Raw genomic sequence first — 18,470 nt, 5'->3', positions numbered from 1 at the left:
GCAACATCAAAGCTAACTGATACTAATAAATCGAAAGCTTGACCAGAAATATATACTCTTTAATTAGAGGATTTCAATGAAATATATTACAAAATAAATAAGTATGGCTGTGATAGCTAGGAGGATATACCCGTTCCCATCTCGAACACGGAAGTCAAGCTCTTAAACGTCGAAGGTACTAATACATTTCGTATTGGAAGATTAGAAAACAGCCAAACAAATCAAAATCACTCGAAAGAGTGATTTTTTGTTTTGGTAAGAATATAGAGAAAGCTCAGAGCTTAACAGCAAAATTAAACAAAAAAAGTATGGCTGTGGAAAGCTTAAGAGGATATACCCGTTCCCACCTCGAACACGGAAGTTAATGACCTAACAGCAATCTATGATTGCGTCGTAGGTCAGATGCAAAGAAACTCCATTTGTGAAACAAATGGCAAGTTTCGACTGCGAAAGCTCCTAAACGTCGAAGGTACTAATACATTTCGTATTGGGAGATTAGAAAACAGCCAAACAAATCAAAATCACTCGAAAGAGTGATTTTTTTGTATAAAAATATTGTGAATAATTAATGTTTAAGATATAATTATAAGTAAATAAGAAAAAGGGGTAAATTATGTTTGATATTTATGGATTTTATAATGCTGTTTTAAGTCAAAATGCTTTTGAGATTAAGAAATTTTTTAACGAAAATGCTTATATTTGTTGGCATAATACAAATGAAAAATTTACTGTTGATGAATTTATAAGGGCTAATTGTGAATATCCTGATAAATGGAGTGGAGAAATTGAAAGAATCGAGCAAATAGGTAATTTATTTATTGTGGTTGCTAGAGTTTTTAATGTTTCAAAAACTTCATCTTTTCATGTAAATTCATTTATTGAAATAGAAAACGAAAAAATTTCAAAATTAGATGAATATTGGGGAGATGACGGTAATATTCCTGAGTGGAGAGTAGAAAAAAATATAGGAGTTAGGATAAAATGATGAATACATTTTGTGATTTAAAAATAATCAATTACATAAAACTTTCCATTTTGGGAATTATTTTTGTTTTAGGTCTGTTTTTTAAGGTTTTTGTTGGCGATTATATTTTACTTTTGGTTTTAGTTTTAATAGAATTTGTTTTTAGGCTCGGTTTTAAGTATATAAATTCAGTAAGCTATACAATTTCAAATAAATTTTATAAAAATATTTTAAATATTTTAAAAGTTTTAAATTTTGAGTTTGAATTTTTGTTTTTATATTTATTCTTAGATTATATTTTTAAATTTAATATAAAATATTTTGTTGGAATAATTTTCTTTTTATTATTTTTTAGTATAATTTTCTTTTCATTTTTTATTTCTTTTAATATGAAGTATGAAATTTTAAAATTCAGAATGGCTGATGAAACAGATAGAGATTCTATTTTGGATATCTATCTTGAGGGCTCAAAGGCTTTAAAAGATGATGGTGTTGACCAATGGCAAGGAAAGTATGTTCCAAGTTTTGAAGATATTGATGAACATTTGGGCGTTGATTTGTATGTTTTAGAATATCATAAAACGATAGTTTCTACTGCTTGTTTGGTTGAGGGTGTTGACGAGGACTACGAAAATATAAGTGGAAAGTGGAATACTTCTATTCCTTATCTTAGCATACATAAGGTTGCAACTTCAAATCGTTATAAAAAACAAAGTTTTGGTAAAAAAATGATGTGTTATATAGACAATTTTGCTAAAAGAAAGAAAAGAGATTTAAGGATTGATACTCATAAGGATAATAAAAAGATGAGAAATTTTATTTTATCCTGTGGTTATAAATATACCGGCGAAGTCGTTCTGCAAGGAGAACTTGAAAGACTTGGTTATGATAAAAAGATTATGTAGATTAGAAAATTTAAAACTATTGATATTTTTTATGTCAATAGTTTTTTTAGTGTAAATTGTGAATATATTTTTAAAGGGTAATAACAATTTTTTTAAAAAATAGATATTTATTCGTTAAAAATCACTTTATCAATAGACAAAATAAAATTAATTTGCATAAGTAGTTGACAATTGTTATTTAAAGATATATAATTATGATATACATATTCAATAAAGGAGGTATTTTTATGAAAGCTGTTGTAGTAAATAAAGAAGGAACTTGGATGGAAGTTGTAGAAAAAGACATAAGAAAGCCAGGTTATGGAGAAGTTTTGATTGATGTTGAATACTGTGGTGTGTGCCATACGGATTTGCATGTTGCTAAAGGAGATTTCGGGAAAGTACCGGGACGTGTTTTAGGTCATGAAGGTGTTGGTATTGTTAAAACATTAGGTGAAGGAGTAACTTCTTTAAAAGTTGGAGATAGGGTAAGTGTTGCTTGGTTCTTTGAAGGTTGTGGATGTTGTGATTATTGTAATACAGGAAAAGAAACTCTTTGTAGAACTGTAAAAAATGCTGGATATTCAGTTGATGGAGCTATGGCTACTGAATGTATTGCAACTGCCGATTATGCAGTTAAAGTTCCTGATGGGCTTGATCCCGCTCAAGCAAGTAGTATTACTTGTGCCGGAGTTACTGTTTATGCAGCGATAAAAGCTGCCTGTTTGAAACCGGGTCAATGGATTGCTCTTTATGGAGCAGGGGGACTTGGAAACTTAGCAGTTCAATATGCTAAAAAAGTTTTCAATGCTCATGTTGTTGCCATTGATATTAATGATGACAAATTAGCTCTTGCAAAAGAATGTGGTGCTGATATTGTTCTTAACGGAAAAAATGTAGATCCTGCAAAATATATTCAAGAAAATATTGGAGGTTGTCATAGTGCAGTCGTTACTGCTGTTTCAAAAGTTGCTTTTAATCAAGCCATAGATTCAGTAAGAGCTGCAGGAAAAGTTGTTGCTGTAGGATTACCTTCAGAAACAATGGATGTTCCGATTGTTAAAACTGTATTGGACGGAATTGAAATAATCGGTTCACTTGTAGGAACCAGAAAAGATTTAGCGGAAGCTTTTCAATTTGGAGCTGAAGGTTTAGTTACTCCTGTAGTAACTAAAAGACCGATAACAGATGCGATTGATATTTTTACTGAATTGGAAGAAGGAAAAATTCAAGGACGTATGGTTATTGATATGAAAATGTAATTTGAATATTTAAAAGGCAAGTAAAAACTTGCCTTCAGAATGATGACAAAGGTGTCAATGAGAAATCATTGGCACTTTTTTAGTGGAGAAAAGAGTTAAAAAGTGGTATAATAATATAAAACACATGCAAATAGACATAAGAATATAGAAGTAAAGATAGAAAGAAATATCATAGTCAATTAAATGAAGAAATAAAAAAATATGAGAATTAAAAGGGAAAAGGAATTAAGTCCCACCAATGGAAAAGAAATAATAAAAAAAGTAGAAAGTACAACTGAGAAAGAGAAAGCAAAAATGCAAATAAAAGCTCTCCTAACTTTTGCGTGCCAAAATATGAAAAAATTAGCAAATATGATGAGTAAATTAGGTAGAAAGAGACCTAATTTTTTAATTTTCAGAGAAATTTATATAAAATTTAAGATTTTAATAAATTCTAAAGTAATTTTTAACTAAAAATAAAAATACATAAAAAAAGCACAGACAAAACTAATGTTTTGTCTGCACTTTAAAAGGCAAGTAAAAACTTGCCTTTTTTTTAATGTGTTGCTCCGCCTTCTACCTTTATATCTTCTTTGTTTTCTATAATCGCCTCTATTGCATATTCTAATCCTTTTGCAATCATTTCTAAAGGCATTGATGGCATATTTCTCTTATCTACAACTTGTTCAGGTAAAAATGGAATATGAACAAATCCTGTCTTCATATTAGGATATTTTGTTTTTGCAAGATGAGCCATTCCATAGCAAACGTGGTTACAAACAAATGTTCCGGCTGTGTTTGAAACAGAAGCAGGGATTTTGTTTTCAATTATTTTTTGAACCATTGCTTTGATAGGAATAGTAACAAGATATGCATCAGGTCCATCTTCAGCAATTTTTTCATCAATAGGTTGATTTCCTTCATTATCTTTTATTCTGAAGTCGTCCATATTAATTCCAACTCTTTCAACTGTAATATCAGGTCTTCCACCAGCTTGTCCTATACTTAAAACTACATCTGGTTTTTCTACTTCTATTACTTCTTCAAGTTTTTTTAGACTTTTTCTAGCAACTGTTGGAATTTCAACTTTAATTATTTTTGCTCCCTTAATTTCATCTGGTAATAATTTTACAGATTCAATTGCAGGATTAATTTTTTCTCCTCCAAATGGATCAAATCCACTAACTAAAATTTTCATTTATAACCTCCTAAAATGCCATTACTAACATAAGCACGATATGAACTAAAATCATCGCAAGAGCCATAGGTGCCTGTGTTTTAATAATCGTATATTTATCTTTTGTTTCAAGAATTGCTCCCGGAACTATGTTGAAGTTTGCAGCCATTGGAGTTAATAGTGTTCCACAGTAACCGCAAGTCATACCAAGTGCTCCTACTACTGCTGGGTTTCCGCCTTGAGCGATTACGAAAGGAATACCAACACCGATTGTAATTACAGTAAAAGCAGCAAATGCATTACCCATAATCATAGTGAAGATTACCATACCTAAGCAATATGCTACAACACCGGCAACTCTTCCGCCACCACCAACGATACTTCCTGCAAATTCTCCAATTATATTTCCAACACCTGCTGCTGTAAATACAATACCAAGAGCACCTAAAAGTTGTGGTAATAAGCTTGATGCACCTACTTGCATTAAAAGTCTTGTAGTGTCTTCTTTCATTTCTTCAACTTTAGGTTTTACAATTAGTATCGCAATTATAAAGGCGATAATTGCTGAGAAACCTAAAACTTGAGCAGTTGAAAAACCGAAAATTATATCTTTACCTTTATCATTAGTTCCAATTATGAATTTAAAAGATTTGAATTGTGACATTAAAAATCCAAGAAATGCCATAATTAATGCAGGAATAAATATTTTCCAACCGATTTTATTAGCATTTTTTCTTCTTTCTTCATCTGATGGAGGTGTAAATTCACCGATTTTAACTTGTTTTGTAAGAGTAAGAGCTCCACAAACAAGAAGCATTGCTCCAACAATAACACCACCTTGCTCTGGAAGGTACTTAACCAAGAATCCTCCGAATGCAAAGATAATTCCAACTAAAAACCAGAATAAAAATGTACCAATTCTTGCTTCTTTATTTTTTAAGCCTCTAAAAGCTGTTAAAATTGAAATCAATCCGCAAAGAATGTAAATAAATTCGTCAATAAAAAATGTGTTACTACTTATCCATTTTAACATCTTTTCCACCAACCTTTCTAAGTTTCATTTCAAATAAGAAGCATTGAATAACTGATAAAATTATCATTGCAATACCTATAAATAAAGAATAGTAAGCTATTTGAGCACCTGTTACAGCATGTCCTTTATCGTTAAGTGTAGAAACGATAAGTAAAACACCTGAAGAAACGGGGAATATATTTTGTCCGAAAAAGTTACCGTAATTTTCAACGGCACCCGCTAAACCCTTTAAGTCTTCAAGTTTAGTTTCTGTAAGGTCAACAGTCTTAGTAGCCGCACCTTCTGCCATTGGTAAAATCAAAGGACGAACAAATTGAATATGTCCACCAAGACGTAATGAGAATATTGCTGCAATCCAACGAATGAATAAATACAACCAAATAACCAAACCGGCACTTGCACCTCTAATTTTCTTAATTCCGTCAGCCGCTTTTTCTTTAAGACCATTTCTTTCCATAATGCCTATTACTATAAGTGTAGTAAAAAACAAACTCATATATCTGTTGGATACAAAACCTTTACCTATAATATCCAATATTTCTACGATGCCTTTTCCACCGGCAAGACCTGTTGCGAAGCCTGCAATTAAAACTACAGAAATTACATCAAGTTTTAATACAAAACCAACAACAATAATTACAATACCGATTAAAACTAAATAATTTTGCATATCTTCCTCCTACAATATATTTTAATTACTTATTTTTCAAAAAAAGTTTTTAATACAATAATTAAATAACTTTTTTTGCGATATAAACATATAAGTAATTAAAAATAGTATAGCATAATTTTTAGGATTTTTAAAGAGTATTAAGTCATTATATGAATTCCATTAAAAAATATAATTAATTAATTTTTTCTATATAAATATAATAATTAGCAAAAAATATTTTTTTAAAATCGAGTTATTTCAACGTTTCTAAGAGTCGAAATTTTTGATTATAAAAATTGATTAGTAAATATAATCGATATAGATATTTTTATAGAAATATGTATAAAATTTGACAATACTAACAGTTTAATATATAATTATAATATATATTGATATATTTATGAAATGTTTTGTGATTTTGATAGGGGTGTAATTTTGATTTATTTTGATAATTCGGCTACTACTAAGAACAAGCCTAAGGAAGTTATCGATGCAGTTGTAAATGCGATTAAATATTTTGGAAATTCTTCTCGTGGTGTTCATGAGGAGAGTTTGAGTGCGGACAGAATTATTTTTGAAACTAGAAAGAAAATTGCAAAGATGTTTAATGTGGGTAATTCTCGTCAAGTTGTTTTTACAAAAAATGCAACTGAGAGTTTAAACATTGCTATAAATGGTTTGTTTTCGGGAAACGACCATATTATCACTTCTGTTTCTGAACATAATTCAGTTTTACGTCCTATAAATTATTTGAAACAAAGAGGTGTTACTGTTAGTTATATTGATGTTTTTGAAAATGGAGTGCTTAAGCTTGATGATATTCCAAGTCTTGTTAAGCCAAATACAAAGGCAATCATCTTAACTCACGCATCAAATGTTACAGGAAATATTACCGACTTAAAAAAGGTTGGAGATTTTTGTAAGAGTAATGCAATGCTTTTTGTAGTTGACGCCTCTCAAACTGCTGGTGCTTTTAATATCGATATGCAAGAGATGAATATTGATGTGCTTTGTTTTACGGGACATAAGTCAATGCTTGCACCACAAGGAACGGGAGCTCTTTGTGTTAGAGAGGGTGTTTACATAAGACCTTTTATCGTCGGAGGTAGTGGTACTCACAGTTATGACGAATTTCAACCTGACAAGATGCCGACAAGACTTGAGGCTGGAACTCTTAATGCACATGGGATTGCAGGACTTCACGCATCTATCGACTATATTTTAAGAAATGGAATGGAAAATTTGACAAAAATTTCTACTGGTTTTGCAAAAGAATTTTATGACGGCGTTATAAAATTTCCTGAGGTTAAGGTTTATGGAGATTTTGAAACGGATTTTAGAGCTCCGATAGTTTCTTTAAATATTTCAGATATGGATTCTTCAGAGGTTAGTAATATTTTATATGAAGATTTTAAAATTTCAACAAGACCGGGTGCACATTGTGCTCCGCTTATACATAAGGCGCTTGGTACTGTTGAGCAGGGTATGGTTAGATTTAGCTTTTCTCATACAAATTCTATCGATGAGGTAAGGCTTGCTATAAACGCAATTAAAAAAATTATAGATGATAGGAGGTAGTCAAATGCGTTTTTTTAACACTAAAAAGGGATTGTTGACTTTAGGAATTATTGCAGGTCTTGGCGCTGCTTTACTTGCATATTTAGGCAATCCGAAAAATATGGCTTTTTGTATAGCTTGTTTTATTAGAGATACTGCAGGTGCTATGAAGTTCCAAAATGCAGAAGTAGTTCAATATTTTAGACCTGAAATTGTAGGTATTATTTTAGGTTCATTTTTAATTTCATTATTCACTAAAGAATATAGATCAACTGCCGGTTCTTCACCGGTTATCAGATTTTTCCTTGGTGTAATAATGATGTGTTGTGCTTTAGTATTCTTAGGTTGTCCTTTAAGAATGATTTTAAGAATGTCTGCCGGAGATATTAGTTCATACGTTGGACTTGTAGGCTTTATAGCAGGGATTGCAACAGGTGCATTCTTCTTAAGAAAGGGATTTAGTTTAGGAAGAGCTTATACAATCAAAAAAGAAAATGGATATGCTTTACCAATAGTTGTACTTGTACTTTTTGCTCTATCTATCGCCGTTCCTGCACTTTTCGTTTTCAGTAAAAAAGGACCCGGTAGTATGAGAGCTATTTGGTATGTAGCTTTAGCTGTTGGACTTGTATTCGGTATCATCGCTCAAAAGAGCAGAATGTGTTTTGCTGGTTCAATCAGAGATATTATCTTACTAAAAGACTTTAGATTATTCTCAGTAATTGGCGGAATCTTCATCGTTATGTTAGGATATAACTTAGCTACTAACAACTTTAAATTCGTTGCTTTTGGACCAATCGCTCACGCTCAAACTATTTGGAATATTTTATCAATGTATGCAGTTGGATTCTGTGCAGTATTACTTGGTGGTTGCCCATTAAGACAATTAGTTCTTGCAGGAACCGGTTCATCAGATTCAGTTGTAACTGTTCTAGGTATGTTCGTTGGTGCAGCATTTGCTCATAACTTCAAAATTGCAGCAGGCGCAGCAGCTGTTGAAAATACAGCTAAAGGAATTAAAGCAGCAGCAGGTGGCCCTGGAATAAATGGACAAATATTTGTTATTATTTCAATAATCGCTTTATTCATAGTAGCTTTTTATGGATTAAAAAAGGAAAAAAATTAATTTAAGGAGATAGATATGAAAGAATTAGACGTTAGAGGATTATCTTGTCCGGAACCGGTTTTAATTTTACAAGATGCCCTTAAAGAAAATAAGAACGAAACATATAAAGTATTAGCTAGTGAGGCTCATGTTGTAAGAAATATCGAACATTTCGCTTGTAGTCAAGGAAAGAAAACTTCCGTTAAAGAAGTTGGCTTAGACTTTGAAATTATTGTAGAATAATGAAAGAAACTAAGCTGTATATAACATTTTATACTTCTGCAGAGGCAATGGCAACTGAAAGTGTATGTAAAGAAAATAATCTTTTAGGAAAACTTGTCCCTGTACCAAGAGTTTTATCAGCAGGTTGTGGGATTGCATGGGAGTGCAATCCCATTTTAAAACCCCAGCTTTTAGAACTTTTAGAAAAGGAAGATATAGAATGGGAAGAATGTAAAGAAATATAAATGGAGATTTTTATGAAGAGAAATTTAAAATTAGCTCTTTTAATGGCTTTTTGCTTAACTGCAACTGCTTGTGGTAAAACAGCAGAAAAACCTGCAGAAAAAAAGGTTGAAAAGCAAACCCTAAATTGCAAAAATAAATCGCCACATAAAAATAATTCTCTAGGCGTTTTGTAATTGAATATTTTTTTAGGATAGTCATTAATCCAATTTTCAATAAATGCTACTCTTTGATGAGTAGTATTTTTTGTTCCTTTAGGCAAAAATCTTCTTATTAGTCTATTATGATTTTCATTAGTTCCTCTTTCATAACTTGAATACGGATGAGCATAGTAGATTTTTTCATAGTCAAATACCTCATAAAGTCTTGCAAATTCTAATCCATTATCTGCTGTTATACTTTTTATTTTATATTTTTTAAGGATTTCTTCTAATGCTTTATTTACTGATTTTGATGTCTTATCAGGTATTAATCTTATTATTTCAAATCTACTTTTTCTATCAGTTAGTGTTAGTAAACAATTACCTTTTTCTTTTCTTAAAATAACTGTATCTATTTCAAAATGTCCTATTTCTAATCTATTATTTATACTTTCTGGTCTTTCTTCTATAGATTTTCCTAATACAATACCTCTTTTTCCTTTATACATATTCTTCGATTAACATCTTAGAAATTTTGTTTAATTTTGTTTCTGGTCTCTTTCTTGGCATAAAAATTCCTCCTGATTAGTTTTTCTTTACCCTAATCAGGAGGTTTCTATACACAAAATTTTACACAGTCTCATTCTTGCAATTTAGGAACTTTCTATCAAATAAAAAACATAACTATATTTTTAATTTTTTATCCATTTTCCGTTTTCATCAACTTTATATCCATCTGGTGTTGTTGTATTTACAAGCATTGCTCCATTTGAGCCTACATAATAATTTCCTATCCATTGGCTTTCTAACATATATCCGTCATTTCCAAAATAATACCAACTTCCATTTATCTTTTTCCATTCACTTTGTGGATAACTTCCATCGGCATTTTCATACCACCAACCTGTATCGTTCTTTTTCCACATTGCTTGTCTTTCTTCTATCCACTTTCCGTTTTCATCAACTTTATATCCATCTGGTGTTGTTGTATTTACAAGCATTGCTCCATTTGAGCCTACATAATAATTTCCTATCCATTGGCTTTCTAACATATATCCGTCATTTCCAAAATAATACCAACTTCCATTTATCTTTTTCCATTCACTTTGTGGATAACTTCCATCTGAGTTTTCATACCACCAACCTGTATCGTTCTTTTTCCATTTTCCAATATTGTCTGGTTTAGGTGTTGGTGTTGGTGTTGGTTTTTCCTTTACTGTTAATGTATTTGTTTGTGCAGTTAATGTGTTTGTTTGTCCAGATAACAAATCTTTTGTTAATTTTATGGCTTTTCCATTATCTGCTAATGTTAAAGCTGTTCCAGCTATAGGATTTGTTGTGATTTTATATGTTTCAAAGTCTTTAAATGCTACATCTTTTGTTATTTTGTTTTCGTCTGTTAATGTTACTACAAGTCTTGATAGGTCTAGTTTTGCTCCTTCTGTGTAGTTTAGTTCTGGCTGTTTTATTACTTCCATCTTTTCTACATTATATGGGTTAAATCTTAGCTTTTTGTTTTTACTTATATCTAACTCTGTTAGATTGTTTCCAGAACACTGCAATGTAGTAAGCTCTGTGTTTTTACTTAAATCTAAACTTGTTAGCTTGTTGTTAGAACAACCCAAGTGAGTAAGATTTATGTTTTTACTTACATCTAACTCTTTTAGATTGTTTTCAGAACAATACAATGTAATAAGCTTTGTGTTTTTAGTTACATCTAAACTTGTTAGTCTGTTTCCATAACAATGCAATGTAGTAAGATTTATGTTTTTACTTACATCTAACTCTGTTAGATAGTTTCCATAAAAAATCAATTTAGTAAGATTTTTAAAATATTCAATTCCTTTTAAAGAATAAACTAAAGAAGTGTTGGCTATCTTAATCTCTTCAACCTTATCTAACTCGTACTTACTTAACTTGCCATCTTTATTTGTATCAAACTCACGACTTACATAATTTCTAAAATTTTCATTCGGAAAGTGTGTTTCATCAATGGCGACATCACCTTCTGCTGCATAGGTTTCTATGGTGTTAAGTGGCAGACAACCCATAAACATCACTAGAGCAAGAAAAAATCCCATTATCCTTTTCATTTTCATTTTCATTTTACCTCCATTTTTTATTTTTACATTTTGTCATATATTTAAATTATATGTATATATATATATTGTCAATAGTTTTTTACATTTTTTTATTTTTTATCTATGACTTATTAGTATGGGAGACAAAATTATAATCTTCATTAGCCACGATATGAGGGTGATAAAGTATATTTCAGATGAGGTGTTGATTTTGGATAAGGAAGGTAAGAAGATAGTAAAAGAAGAAAAATTTAATTAAAAACTTTAAATTTATGTAATTTAAGACTTTACTTTTTATCGTTTATCTTATATAATTATCAAGATAAATTTAAGGAGGTATGTTATGACAAATTTAGTTAAGTTTTTTAAAGAAAAAATATATAACTTTTCTAATCCCGTTTTAACGACTTCTTTTTTGAACTTTAAAAATGAACTTTTTGTCTTTAAAAATATTTTTTTCAATTATTAATGAAATAACTTTTGTTATTTCATTTTTTTTATGTTTTTAAAGAGCAAGGTCAAAGGAGGAATTATGAATAATAAAGGTATTATCGGTGTAAGGGACAAGGTTCCTACGGCTATGTTGTTGCCACTTAGTTTGCAACACACTTTCGCAATGTTTGGAGCGTCAGTTTTAGTTCCAATTCTTTTTAATGTAAATCCCGGTATTGTTCTTTTGATGAACGGTATAGGAACACTATTATTTATTTTTATTACAAAAGGAAAGGCGCCAGCTTATCTTGGCTCAAGTTTTGCTTTTCTTGGAGTTGGAACTGTAATTATAAATACAATGGGTTACAGATATGCTTTAGGGGCATTTGCTACGACAGGACTTTTAGGTTGTGTCTTAGCTTATTTGATTTATAAATTTAGAACGGATTGGATAAATATTGTTCTTCCACCAGCTGCCATGGGTGCCGTTGTTTCACTTATAGGACTTGAACTTGCAGGAGCAACAATTAACGGTGGAAAGATAGGAGCAAATATATTAACTCAAAATTCAACAAGTGCTGATGTTTGTGTATTTTTGATTACTATTATAACTGCGATTTTAGGCTCTGTTGTATTTAGAAAATTTTTAGGAACCATTCCAATCCTTATTGCAATTATCGTTGGATATATTTCGGCTTTAGCTTATGGAATGATAGATTTTAGTTCTGTTACAACTACAACATTATTTACAGTTCCACAATTTCAATTTCCAATTTTTGATTTGAAGGCATCTTTGATAATGTTACCTGCACTACTTGTAATAACTTCAGAACATATTAGCCACCAAGTTGTAACAAGTAATATAATAGGACAAAATCTTTTAGAGGACCCGGGGTTACACAGAAGTATCTTTGCAGATAACTTCTCAACTATGTTATCAGCTCTTGTAGGTGGAGTTCCAACAACAACTTACGGAGAAAATATCGGAGTTATGGCAGTTACAAAAGTTTACTCTGTTTATGTAATCGCAGGGGCAGCTGTAATATCAATCTGTATGGCATTTATCGGGCCACTTAGTATGTTAATACAAAGTATCCCGGGAAATGTAATCGGAGGAGTAACATTCTTGCTTTACGGAATGATAGGAACTTCAGGGATAAGACTTTTAGTAGATTCAAAGGTTGATTATTCAAACAGCCAAAATTTAATTTTGACTTCAGTTGTATTCATAACAGGACTTAGTGGAATAGGCATCAACTTCTTTGGAATACAATTAAAAGGAATGGTACTGGCAAGTATGGTTGCAGTAATTTTAAGTTTAACATTCCACTTCTTAAACAAATTTGGACTTACAAATAACAAATAACCTCGTTTTATGATTTGTAAAAAATCTCGGCTTTCATTTGTGATTGGCGAGATTTTTTTAATGTAAAGTTTACTTGACATTTTTGCAATGAGATAGTATAATAAATAAAAAGGAAAGTTTCCTTTACATAAGGAGGTTTTGTTTGGAAAATAAATTAGAATTTCTTAGAAAAGAAAGAGGGATAAATCAAGAAGATTTTGGTAGAGCTGTCGGAGTTAGTAGGCAGACCATAGGAGCAATAGAAAACGGACGTTACAATCCGTCAATTATATTAGCATTTAAAATTGCCAATTTTTTTGAAATGAGCATAGAGGAGATTTTTATTTATAAGGAGGAAGATGATGAAAAATAAATTTTGTTACTTAGGAATTTTGTTTGGACTTGTTATGCTTGTAATTTCTTTTGTCTTGAGAGAAAACAAACCATTACAAACTGTTTTAATAATGTGCTTTTCCTCTATTACAAGTATATCTGTTGTTAATTTATATCATAATAAACTTTTAAAAACAGATAAATTTTATAAGATTAATATGGAAGATGAAAGAAATGTAAGAATAAAAGAAAAAGTGGGAAATGAAGTTCTTAAAATATATATGTATTTGCTTGGAATTATTACAGTTATATTTATAGCTTATGATTACTATATTCCCGCTATTTTTACAGGAGGACTTCTTGTATTTGCTCCAATATTTTTGATTTTAGCGAGTAATTATTTTGAAAAAAGACTTTAGAAGTTTTATATTAAAAAGAAAAAAATCCGAGTTTTACTTGGATTTTTTCTTTTTAATAAATTTTAAGGAAGTTATTTTACTTTATCCTTGAGATAAAATTTTCCTTCTGTATGGAAAAACTCTTCTTTTGCTTTTTTTATTTTGCCACTCATAAGTATTATTCCAATCATATTAGGTATAACTACAAGACCTAGTGTTAAATCTAAAAATACTCCTGCTTTTTCGAAAGATAGAACACCTGCCAATATTATCATAGCTGTTGCAACAAATCTCATAATTTTACCGACTTTTGTTCCAAATAAGTATTCTGCAAGTTTTTCAACATAGAATACAATTACGATAATTGTTGAAAGTACAAATAAGAATAATGATATAGAAACTATGGCACTACCTAGACTTCCAAAAATTGAATTAAATGCTCTTTCTACGGCTATTGATTTGTATTCCGGATTTTTCCAGATGTCAGTTGTTAAAACTATAAGAGCAGACATAGTACAAACTATGATTGTATCAACAAATACTTCGAAAATTCCCCACATTCCTTGTCTTGCAGGGTGGTCTGTAACAGCTGTTGAATGTGCATAAGGAGCAGAACCCATACCTGATTCGTTTGAATAAACTCCACGAGCAACTCCGTTTGTTATGGCTTTTTTTATTGCCCAACCTGCAGTACCACCGGCTATTGCTGTTGGATTGAAAGCACCAACAAATATCATTTTAAAAGCCTCAGGAACTTTTGTTATATTTATTGCAAGAACGATAATTCCAAAAATTATATATATTAGAGCCATAAATGGAACTAACATTTCAGTTACTTGACCAATCCTTTTGATTCCACCATATACAACCAAAACTACTAAAGCAAATACAAGTCCAATCGCTATATATTTGTGAATGCCCAATTGTTCTAATGGGCCACTGGCAGAAAGTGTCTGTAATGTAATTGAAGGTAAAATTTCAATCATAAAGAAAAATGCTACAAGTGAGCCTAAAATTTTACCTGCTTTTCCACCAATACCATGTTGTAAGTAGTAACAAGCTCCACCAACATATTCGCCTTCTTCATTCTTTTGTCTGTAAAGAATACCAAGAACAATTTCTCCAAATTTTGTTGCTTGACCAACTATTGCTGTAAGCCACATCCAGAAAATTGAACCCGGACCTGCGATAAAAATAATGGAAGGGACAACTACAATGTTCGCAGCACCGATTGATGATGCAAGAGCGGCAGTTGCTGCTTGGAATGGAGAAACAGTTCCTTCTCCATCTTTCTTTTTACTAAACATTTTTCCAAATGTCTGACTCATAATATATGGGAAATAACGAAGTTGGAAAAATCCAAGTCTTAAGCTCAAGAAAATCCCTCCACCTACTAACAAAATCATAAGAGGTGGTCCCCAAAGCCAACTGGCAAATTTTGATAATACTGAAATAAATGATTCCATAAAATTCTCCTCAAATAAAATTTTTTGAAACACTATAACGTACTAATGTTTCCTTTAAATATATTATACAACTTTAGCTCTTAAAAATAGGGACATAATGAGAAAATAGTTTTGTAAATATTGATGAATTAAAAGTATAAATAAAGTGTAAAAATTGAATTTTTAATGCGAATTATTTTCATATAATTGGATTTATTATGATAATTAGTTGAACTGATTTTACACGAAAAAACAAGTATATTTTCCATAAAAAAATCTCTTGAAGTAAATCAAGAGATTAAAAATTATTTTATAACTGAATAAGAGTATAGTGGGTATTCTATTTTGTCATTTTCTTTAAAGTAAGCACCGGCACAATAAACCCAGTTAGGATTTTTCAGTAAGGCTCTTCCTTGGTAAATCATATCACAGGCGTTGCTTTGAAGTAAGTATTCGCAAAGTCCATAATCTTCCAAAAGTCCAACAGCGGAAACTACAAGACCGCACTTTTTGATTTCTCTACTTAATTCTGCTTGATAACCCGGATAAACCAATGGACTGCTTGGAACAAGACCACCACTTGAAATGCTGTTGAATACAACTCCATCTTTTTTTGCAAATTGTAAAATTTTTATAATATCATCTAAGCTATTTCCGTTTTCGTCATATTCATTTGCAGAAATTCTAAGATGAATATCAATATCTATGTTTTTTAATTCATTTAAAATTTCTTTTAAAAATCTATATCTATTTTCTACACTTCCACCATATTCATCAGTTCTTTGGTTTGAAAGTGGAGATAAAAATTGACTGATTAAATATCCATGCGCTCCGTGGATTTCTACAAAATCAAAACCTGATTCTTTAGCAAGTTTTACGCTGTTTACAAAATCCGTTTGTAAGGATTTTATTTCTTCTTTAGTCAATTCTCTTGGCGCTTTTTCGTTGGAGAAAGAAATAGGACTTGGTGCAATTATTTCTTCATAAGATGAATCAGCTTTTCTTCCTGCGTGGCTTAATTGGATACCTATTTTACAGTCGTAGCCATGAACTCTATCCACAAGTTCTTTAAATGCTTTCATTTGAATTTCGTTGTATAAGCCTAAATCTACTTTTCTGATACCACCTGTAGGATTTACCATTGTTGCCTCAACGATTATTCCTGAAACGCCACCCAATGCTCTTGCAACATAGTGGTCAAAATGTTCTTTAGTTAAAACTCCATCAACTGTTTTTGAATGGAACATACACATTGGAGCCATAACAACTCTATTTTTAAATATATTTCTACCTATTTTCATAGGACTTAAAAGTTTACTCATAAATACCTCCTAAATTTTATGTTTAATCTATACCCTAAAATTTTTTATTTTAAAATAAATTACTTATTTTTTTAAAGAATACATAACTTTGATATAAAAAGAATAAAAAAATTTTTTGTTTATTAATTATCGATATATTTTTAAGTTTGATTAAAGGTTTGTCGGTTAAAATTAAGATGTAAAAACAAAAAATCTTAAAAAACTTCTGTTGCAAGTTTTGGTATTGGTGGATTGATTGTTAGTTCATTAGCTCTAGTTTTTGTAAATAGAAAGAAAAATAGAAGTAAAAAAGTCTAAAATTATTTAATCAAAAATATTCTTTAATGTAGATATATTGGAATATAATTCGTTTTCTAAATCCGTTTGGGGGAGGTCTTGTATTCCAATGTTTTTTGCAAATGAAAAAGCTGTTGTAAAATCACAACAGCTTTTTTAATATTCATTATTTTATTTTACATATTTTAATACTAAATCTTTAGCGGCTAATGTTTCATCAGGACGTTTAATATCTGTATTATGAGGTGCCGCATGAACTACTTCAGGATTTGTTTCAGCTTCTTTTGCTATTTCAATTAAAGCCTTTGCAAAACCGTCAAGAGTTTCTTTTGATTCACTTTCAGTAGGTTCAATCATCATCGCTTCATTAACAATCAATGGGAAATATACAGTTGGTGGGTGATATCCCATATCTATCAATCTCTTAGCAACATCAAGAGTTACAAGTCCGTTAGGATTTTTAAGTCCTCCAAGTACAAATTCGTGTTTGAATTTAACATTTTCAGGTAAATTGTAGTAATCTTTTAGTTGATTTGCTAAGTAGTTAGAATTTAATACTGCATAATCACTTGATTTTTTAAGTCCGTCAGCACCTAAAGCTAAAATATAAGCATAAGCTCTAACAAGAACACCAAAGTGTCCGTAAAAATCTTTCATCTTTCCTAATGTCTTTGGAACATCATAAGAGAAGTTGTATTTTTCTCCATTTTTAACAACAATAGGAACTGGTAAGAAGTCTTTTAAGAAATCTTTACATCCAACATATCCGGCACCCGGACCTCCACCACCGTGAGGAGTAGAGAATGTCTTATGAAGATTGTAATGGATTGCATCAAATCCCATATCTCCAGGACGTACATGACCTAAAATTGCATTTGCATTTGCTCCGTCATAATAAACTAAACCGCCAGCTTCGTGAACGATTTTTGTGATTTCTTGAATTTCTTTTTCGAATAAACCTAATGTGTTAGGGTTAGTAAGCATAAGACCTGCAGTGTCATCGCCAACAGCAGCTTTTAAGGCTTCAATATCAACTAATCCACTTTCACAAGATTTAATTTCTATAATTTTATATCCTGCCATTGTTGCAGTTGCAGGGTTTGTTCCATGTGCTGAGTCAGGAACTATAATTTTATCTCTTTGGAAATCTTTGTTATCTTCATGATATGCTTTAAATAGCATAATACCAGTGATTTCTCCATGAGCTCCAGCTGCGGGTTGCAATGTGCAAGCGTCCATACCTGAAGTTTCGTTTAATGCTTCTCCAAGTTCGTAAATTAATTGTAGAGCACCTTGAGCGCCACATTCACAAATATTTGGATGAAGATTAGCAAAACCAGGAAGAGCACACATAGCTTCATTAATTTTTGGATTATATTTCATTGTACAAGAACCTAATGGATAGAATCCTGTATCAACACCAAAGTTTTTATTTGAAAGATTTACAAAGTGTCTAACAACTTCAGGTTCAGCAACTTCAGGTAAATCAATTTCGCCGTCATTTAAAAGTTCAGCTGGAATTAGCTCTTTAATACATACATCTTCAACATCTAGTTCTGGTAATTTATGACCAATTTTGCCAGGCTTTGATAGTTCAAATATTAATTTATCGTATTTCAT

Annotated in this window: 20 protein-coding genes, 1 rRNA gene and 1 pseudogene; 14 read left to right on the top strand and 8 right to left on the bottom strand. The window is 31.0% G+C overall.

Annotation, left to right across the window (positions count from 1 at the left end):
* Nucleotides 1-102 precede the first annotated feature (102 nt).
* From rrf to IBJ83_RS06030, 5 genes are all read left to right on the top strand, one after another.
* Nucleotides 103-218: ribosomal RNA gene (gene rrf / locus IBJ83_RS06050) — 5S ribosomal RNA — on the top strand.
* Between the two features lie 395 nt (nt 219-613).
* Nucleotides 614-985: a nuclear transport factor 2 family protein gene (locus IBJ83_RS06045; protein ID WP_201275764.1), complete on the top strand. Its 372-nt coding sequence runs from the start codon at nt 614-616 to the stop codon at nt 983-985.
* Complete coding sequence (locus IBJ83_RS06040; protein ID WP_231698885.1) at nt 982-1,869, top strand: GNAT family N-acetyltransferase; 888 nt, start codon at nt 982-984, stop codon at nt 1,867-1,869. The genes IBJ83_RS06045 and IBJ83_RS06040 overlap by 4 nt, the downstream gene beginning before the upstream one ends.
* A gap of 227 nt (nt 1,870-2,096) precedes the next feature.
* On the top strand, nt 2,097-3,110 hold the full coding sequence (gene adhP / locus IBJ83_RS06035) for an alcohol dehydrogenase AdhP (RefSeq protein WP_201275763.1): 1,014 nt from the start codon (nt 2,097-2,099) through the stop codon (nt 3,108-3,110).
* Nucleotides 3,111-3,311: 201 nt separating this feature from the next.
* Nucleotides 3,312-3,563, top strand: a complete 252-nt coding sequence (locus tag IBJ83_RS06030) for a hypothetical protein (RefSeq protein WP_201275762.1) — start codon at nt 3,312-3,314, stop codon at nt 3,561-3,563.
* Between the two features lie 82 nt (nt 3,564-3,645).
* On the opposite strand, the gene pcp is transcribed toward IBJ83_RS06030, so the two are convergent.
* From pcp to IBJ83_RS06015, 3 genes are read right to left on the bottom strand one after another with little or no spacing between them, the layout of a single operon-like run.
* On the bottom strand, nt 3,646-4,287 hold the full coding sequence (pcp, locus tag IBJ83_RS06025) for a pyroglutamyl-peptidase I (protein WP_201275761.1): 642 nt from the start codon (nt 4,285-4,287) through the stop codon (nt 3,646-3,648).
* A 10-nt stretch (nt 4,288-4,297) separates the two neighbouring features.
* A complete protein-coding gene (locus IBJ83_RS06020; protein ID WP_201275760.1) occupies nt 4,298-5,299 on the bottom strand; it encodes a DUF979 domain-containing protein in 1,002 nt (333 codons plus the stop codon).
* Complete coding sequence (locus IBJ83_RS06015) at nt 5,280-5,969, bottom strand: DUF969 domain-containing protein (RefSeq protein ID WP_201275759.1); 690 nt, start codon at nt 5,967-5,969, stop codon at nt 5,280-5,282. The genes IBJ83_RS06020 and IBJ83_RS06015 overlap by 20 nt, the downstream gene beginning before the upstream one ends.
* Before the next feature lie 417 nt (nt 5,970-6,386).
* On the opposite strand from IBJ83_RS06015, the gene IBJ83_RS06010 reads away from it, so the two are divergent.
* From IBJ83_RS06010 to IBJ83_RS05995, 4 genes are read left to right on the top strand one after another with little or no spacing between them, the layout of a single operon-like run.
* Nucleotides 6,387-7,529 carry an aminotransferase class V-fold PLP-dependent enzyme gene (locus tag IBJ83_RS06010; RefSeq protein ID WP_201275758.1) on the top strand — a complete coding sequence of 381 codons (1,143 nt, stop codon included), beginning with the start codon at nt 6,387-6,389 and terminating at the stop codon, nt 7,527-7,529.
* A gap of 4 nt (nt 7,530-7,533) precedes the next feature.
* Complete coding sequence (gene yedE / locus IBJ83_RS06005) at nt 7,534-8,634, top strand: YedE family putative selenium transporter (protein ID WP_201275757.1); 1,101 nt, start codon at nt 7,534-7,536, stop codon at nt 8,632-8,634.
* A 15-nt stretch (nt 8,635-8,649) separates the two neighbouring features.
* Entirely contained in the window at nt 8,650-8,856 is a 207-nt protein-coding gene (locus IBJ83_RS06000) for a sulfurtransferase TusA family protein (RefSeq protein ID WP_201275756.1), read from the top strand.
* On the top strand, nt 8,856-9,080 hold the full coding sequence (locus tag IBJ83_RS05995) for a DUF3343 domain-containing protein (protein ID WP_068474646.1): 225 nt from the start codon (nt 8,856-8,858) through the stop codon (nt 9,078-9,080). Before IBJ83_RS06000 ends, IBJ83_RS05995 begins: the two co-directional genes overlap by 1 nt.
* 140 nt (nt 9,081-9,220) lie before the next feature.
* On the opposite strand, the pseudogene IBJ83_RS05990 reads toward IBJ83_RS05995, so the two are convergent.
* A pseudogene (locus IBJ83_RS05990) lies at nt 9,221-9,715 on the bottom strand (IS30 family transposase); the annotation flags it as partial.
* Nucleotides 9,716-9,910: 195 nt separating this feature from the next.
* Complete coding sequence (locus IBJ83_RS05985) at nt 9,911-11,323, bottom strand: leucine-rich repeat domain-containing protein (protein WP_201275755.1); 1,413 nt, start codon at nt 11,321-11,323, stop codon at nt 9,911-9,913.
* Between the two features lie 112 nt (nt 11,324-11,435).
* On the opposite strand from IBJ83_RS05985, the gene IBJ83_RS08520 reads away from it, so the two are divergent.
* From IBJ83_RS08520 to IBJ83_RS05970, 5 genes are all read left to right on the top strand, one after another.
* Entirely contained in the window at nt 11,436-11,558 is a 123-nt protein-coding gene (locus tag IBJ83_RS08520; RefSeq protein ID WP_269902525.1) for a hypothetical protein, read from the top strand.
* A gap of 84 nt (nt 11,559-11,642) precedes the next feature.
* A complete protein-coding gene (locus IBJ83_RS08515) occupies nt 11,643-11,768 on the top strand; it encodes a hypothetical protein (protein WP_255353741.1) in 126 nt (41 codons plus the stop codon).
* 63 nt (nt 11,769-11,831) lie between these two features.
* The gene (uraA, locus tag IBJ83_RS05980; protein WP_068474648.1) at nt 11,832-13,097 is read left to right on the top strand and encodes a uracil permease; all 1,266 of its coding nucleotides are present in this window, start codon (nt 11,832-11,834) and stop codon (nt 13,095-13,097) included.
* 142 nt (nt 13,098-13,239) lie between these two features.
* On the top strand, nt 13,240-13,449 hold the full coding sequence (locus IBJ83_RS05975) for a helix-turn-helix transcriptional regulator (protein ID WP_201275754.1): 210 nt from the start codon (nt 13,240-13,242) through the stop codon (nt 13,447-13,449).
* Nucleotides 13,439-13,828 (top strand): DUF2178 domain-containing protein, encoded by a 390-nt coding sequence (locus IBJ83_RS05970; RefSeq protein ID WP_057257220.1) that lies wholly within the window; start codon nt 13,439-13,441, stop codon nt 13,826-13,828. The genes IBJ83_RS05975 and IBJ83_RS05970 overlap by 11 nt, the downstream gene beginning before the upstream one ends.
* 71 nt (nt 13,829-13,899) lie before the next feature.
* Here the strand turns inward: IBJ83_RS05970 and IBJ83_RS05965 are convergent, their stop codons facing one another.
* From IBJ83_RS05965 to gcvPB, 3 genes are all read right to left on the bottom strand, one after another.
* The gene (locus tag IBJ83_RS05965) at nt 13,900-15,273 is read right to left on the bottom strand and encodes an alanine/glycine:cation symporter family protein (protein WP_201275753.1); all 1,374 of its coding nucleotides are present in this window, start codon (nt 15,271-15,273) and stop codon (nt 13,900-13,902) included.
* A 284-nt stretch (nt 15,274-15,557) separates the two neighbouring features.
* Nucleotides 15,558-16,574, bottom strand: coding sequence for an oxidoreductase (locus IBJ83_RS05960; RefSeq protein ID WP_201275752.1), 1,017 nt, complete (start codon nt 16,572-16,574; stop codon nt 15,558-15,560).
* A 447-nt stretch (nt 16,575-17,021) separates the two neighbouring features.
* Nucleotides 17,022-18,470, bottom strand: a complete 1,449-nt coding sequence (gcvPB, locus tag IBJ83_RS05955) for an aminomethyl-transferring glycine dehydrogenase subunit GcvPB (protein WP_201275751.1) — start codon at nt 18,468-18,470, stop codon at nt 17,022-17,024.

Origin of the sequence: Parvimonas parva, from assembly GCF_016552165.1 — a bacterium.
In the GTDB taxonomy this organism is placed as follows: Bacteria; Bacillota; Clostridia; order Tissierellales; family Peptoniphilaceae; genus Parvimonas; species Parvimonas parva.
Note: the sequence above shows the minus strand (reverse complement) of the source record. Positions and strands in the feature narration are given on the sequence as shown.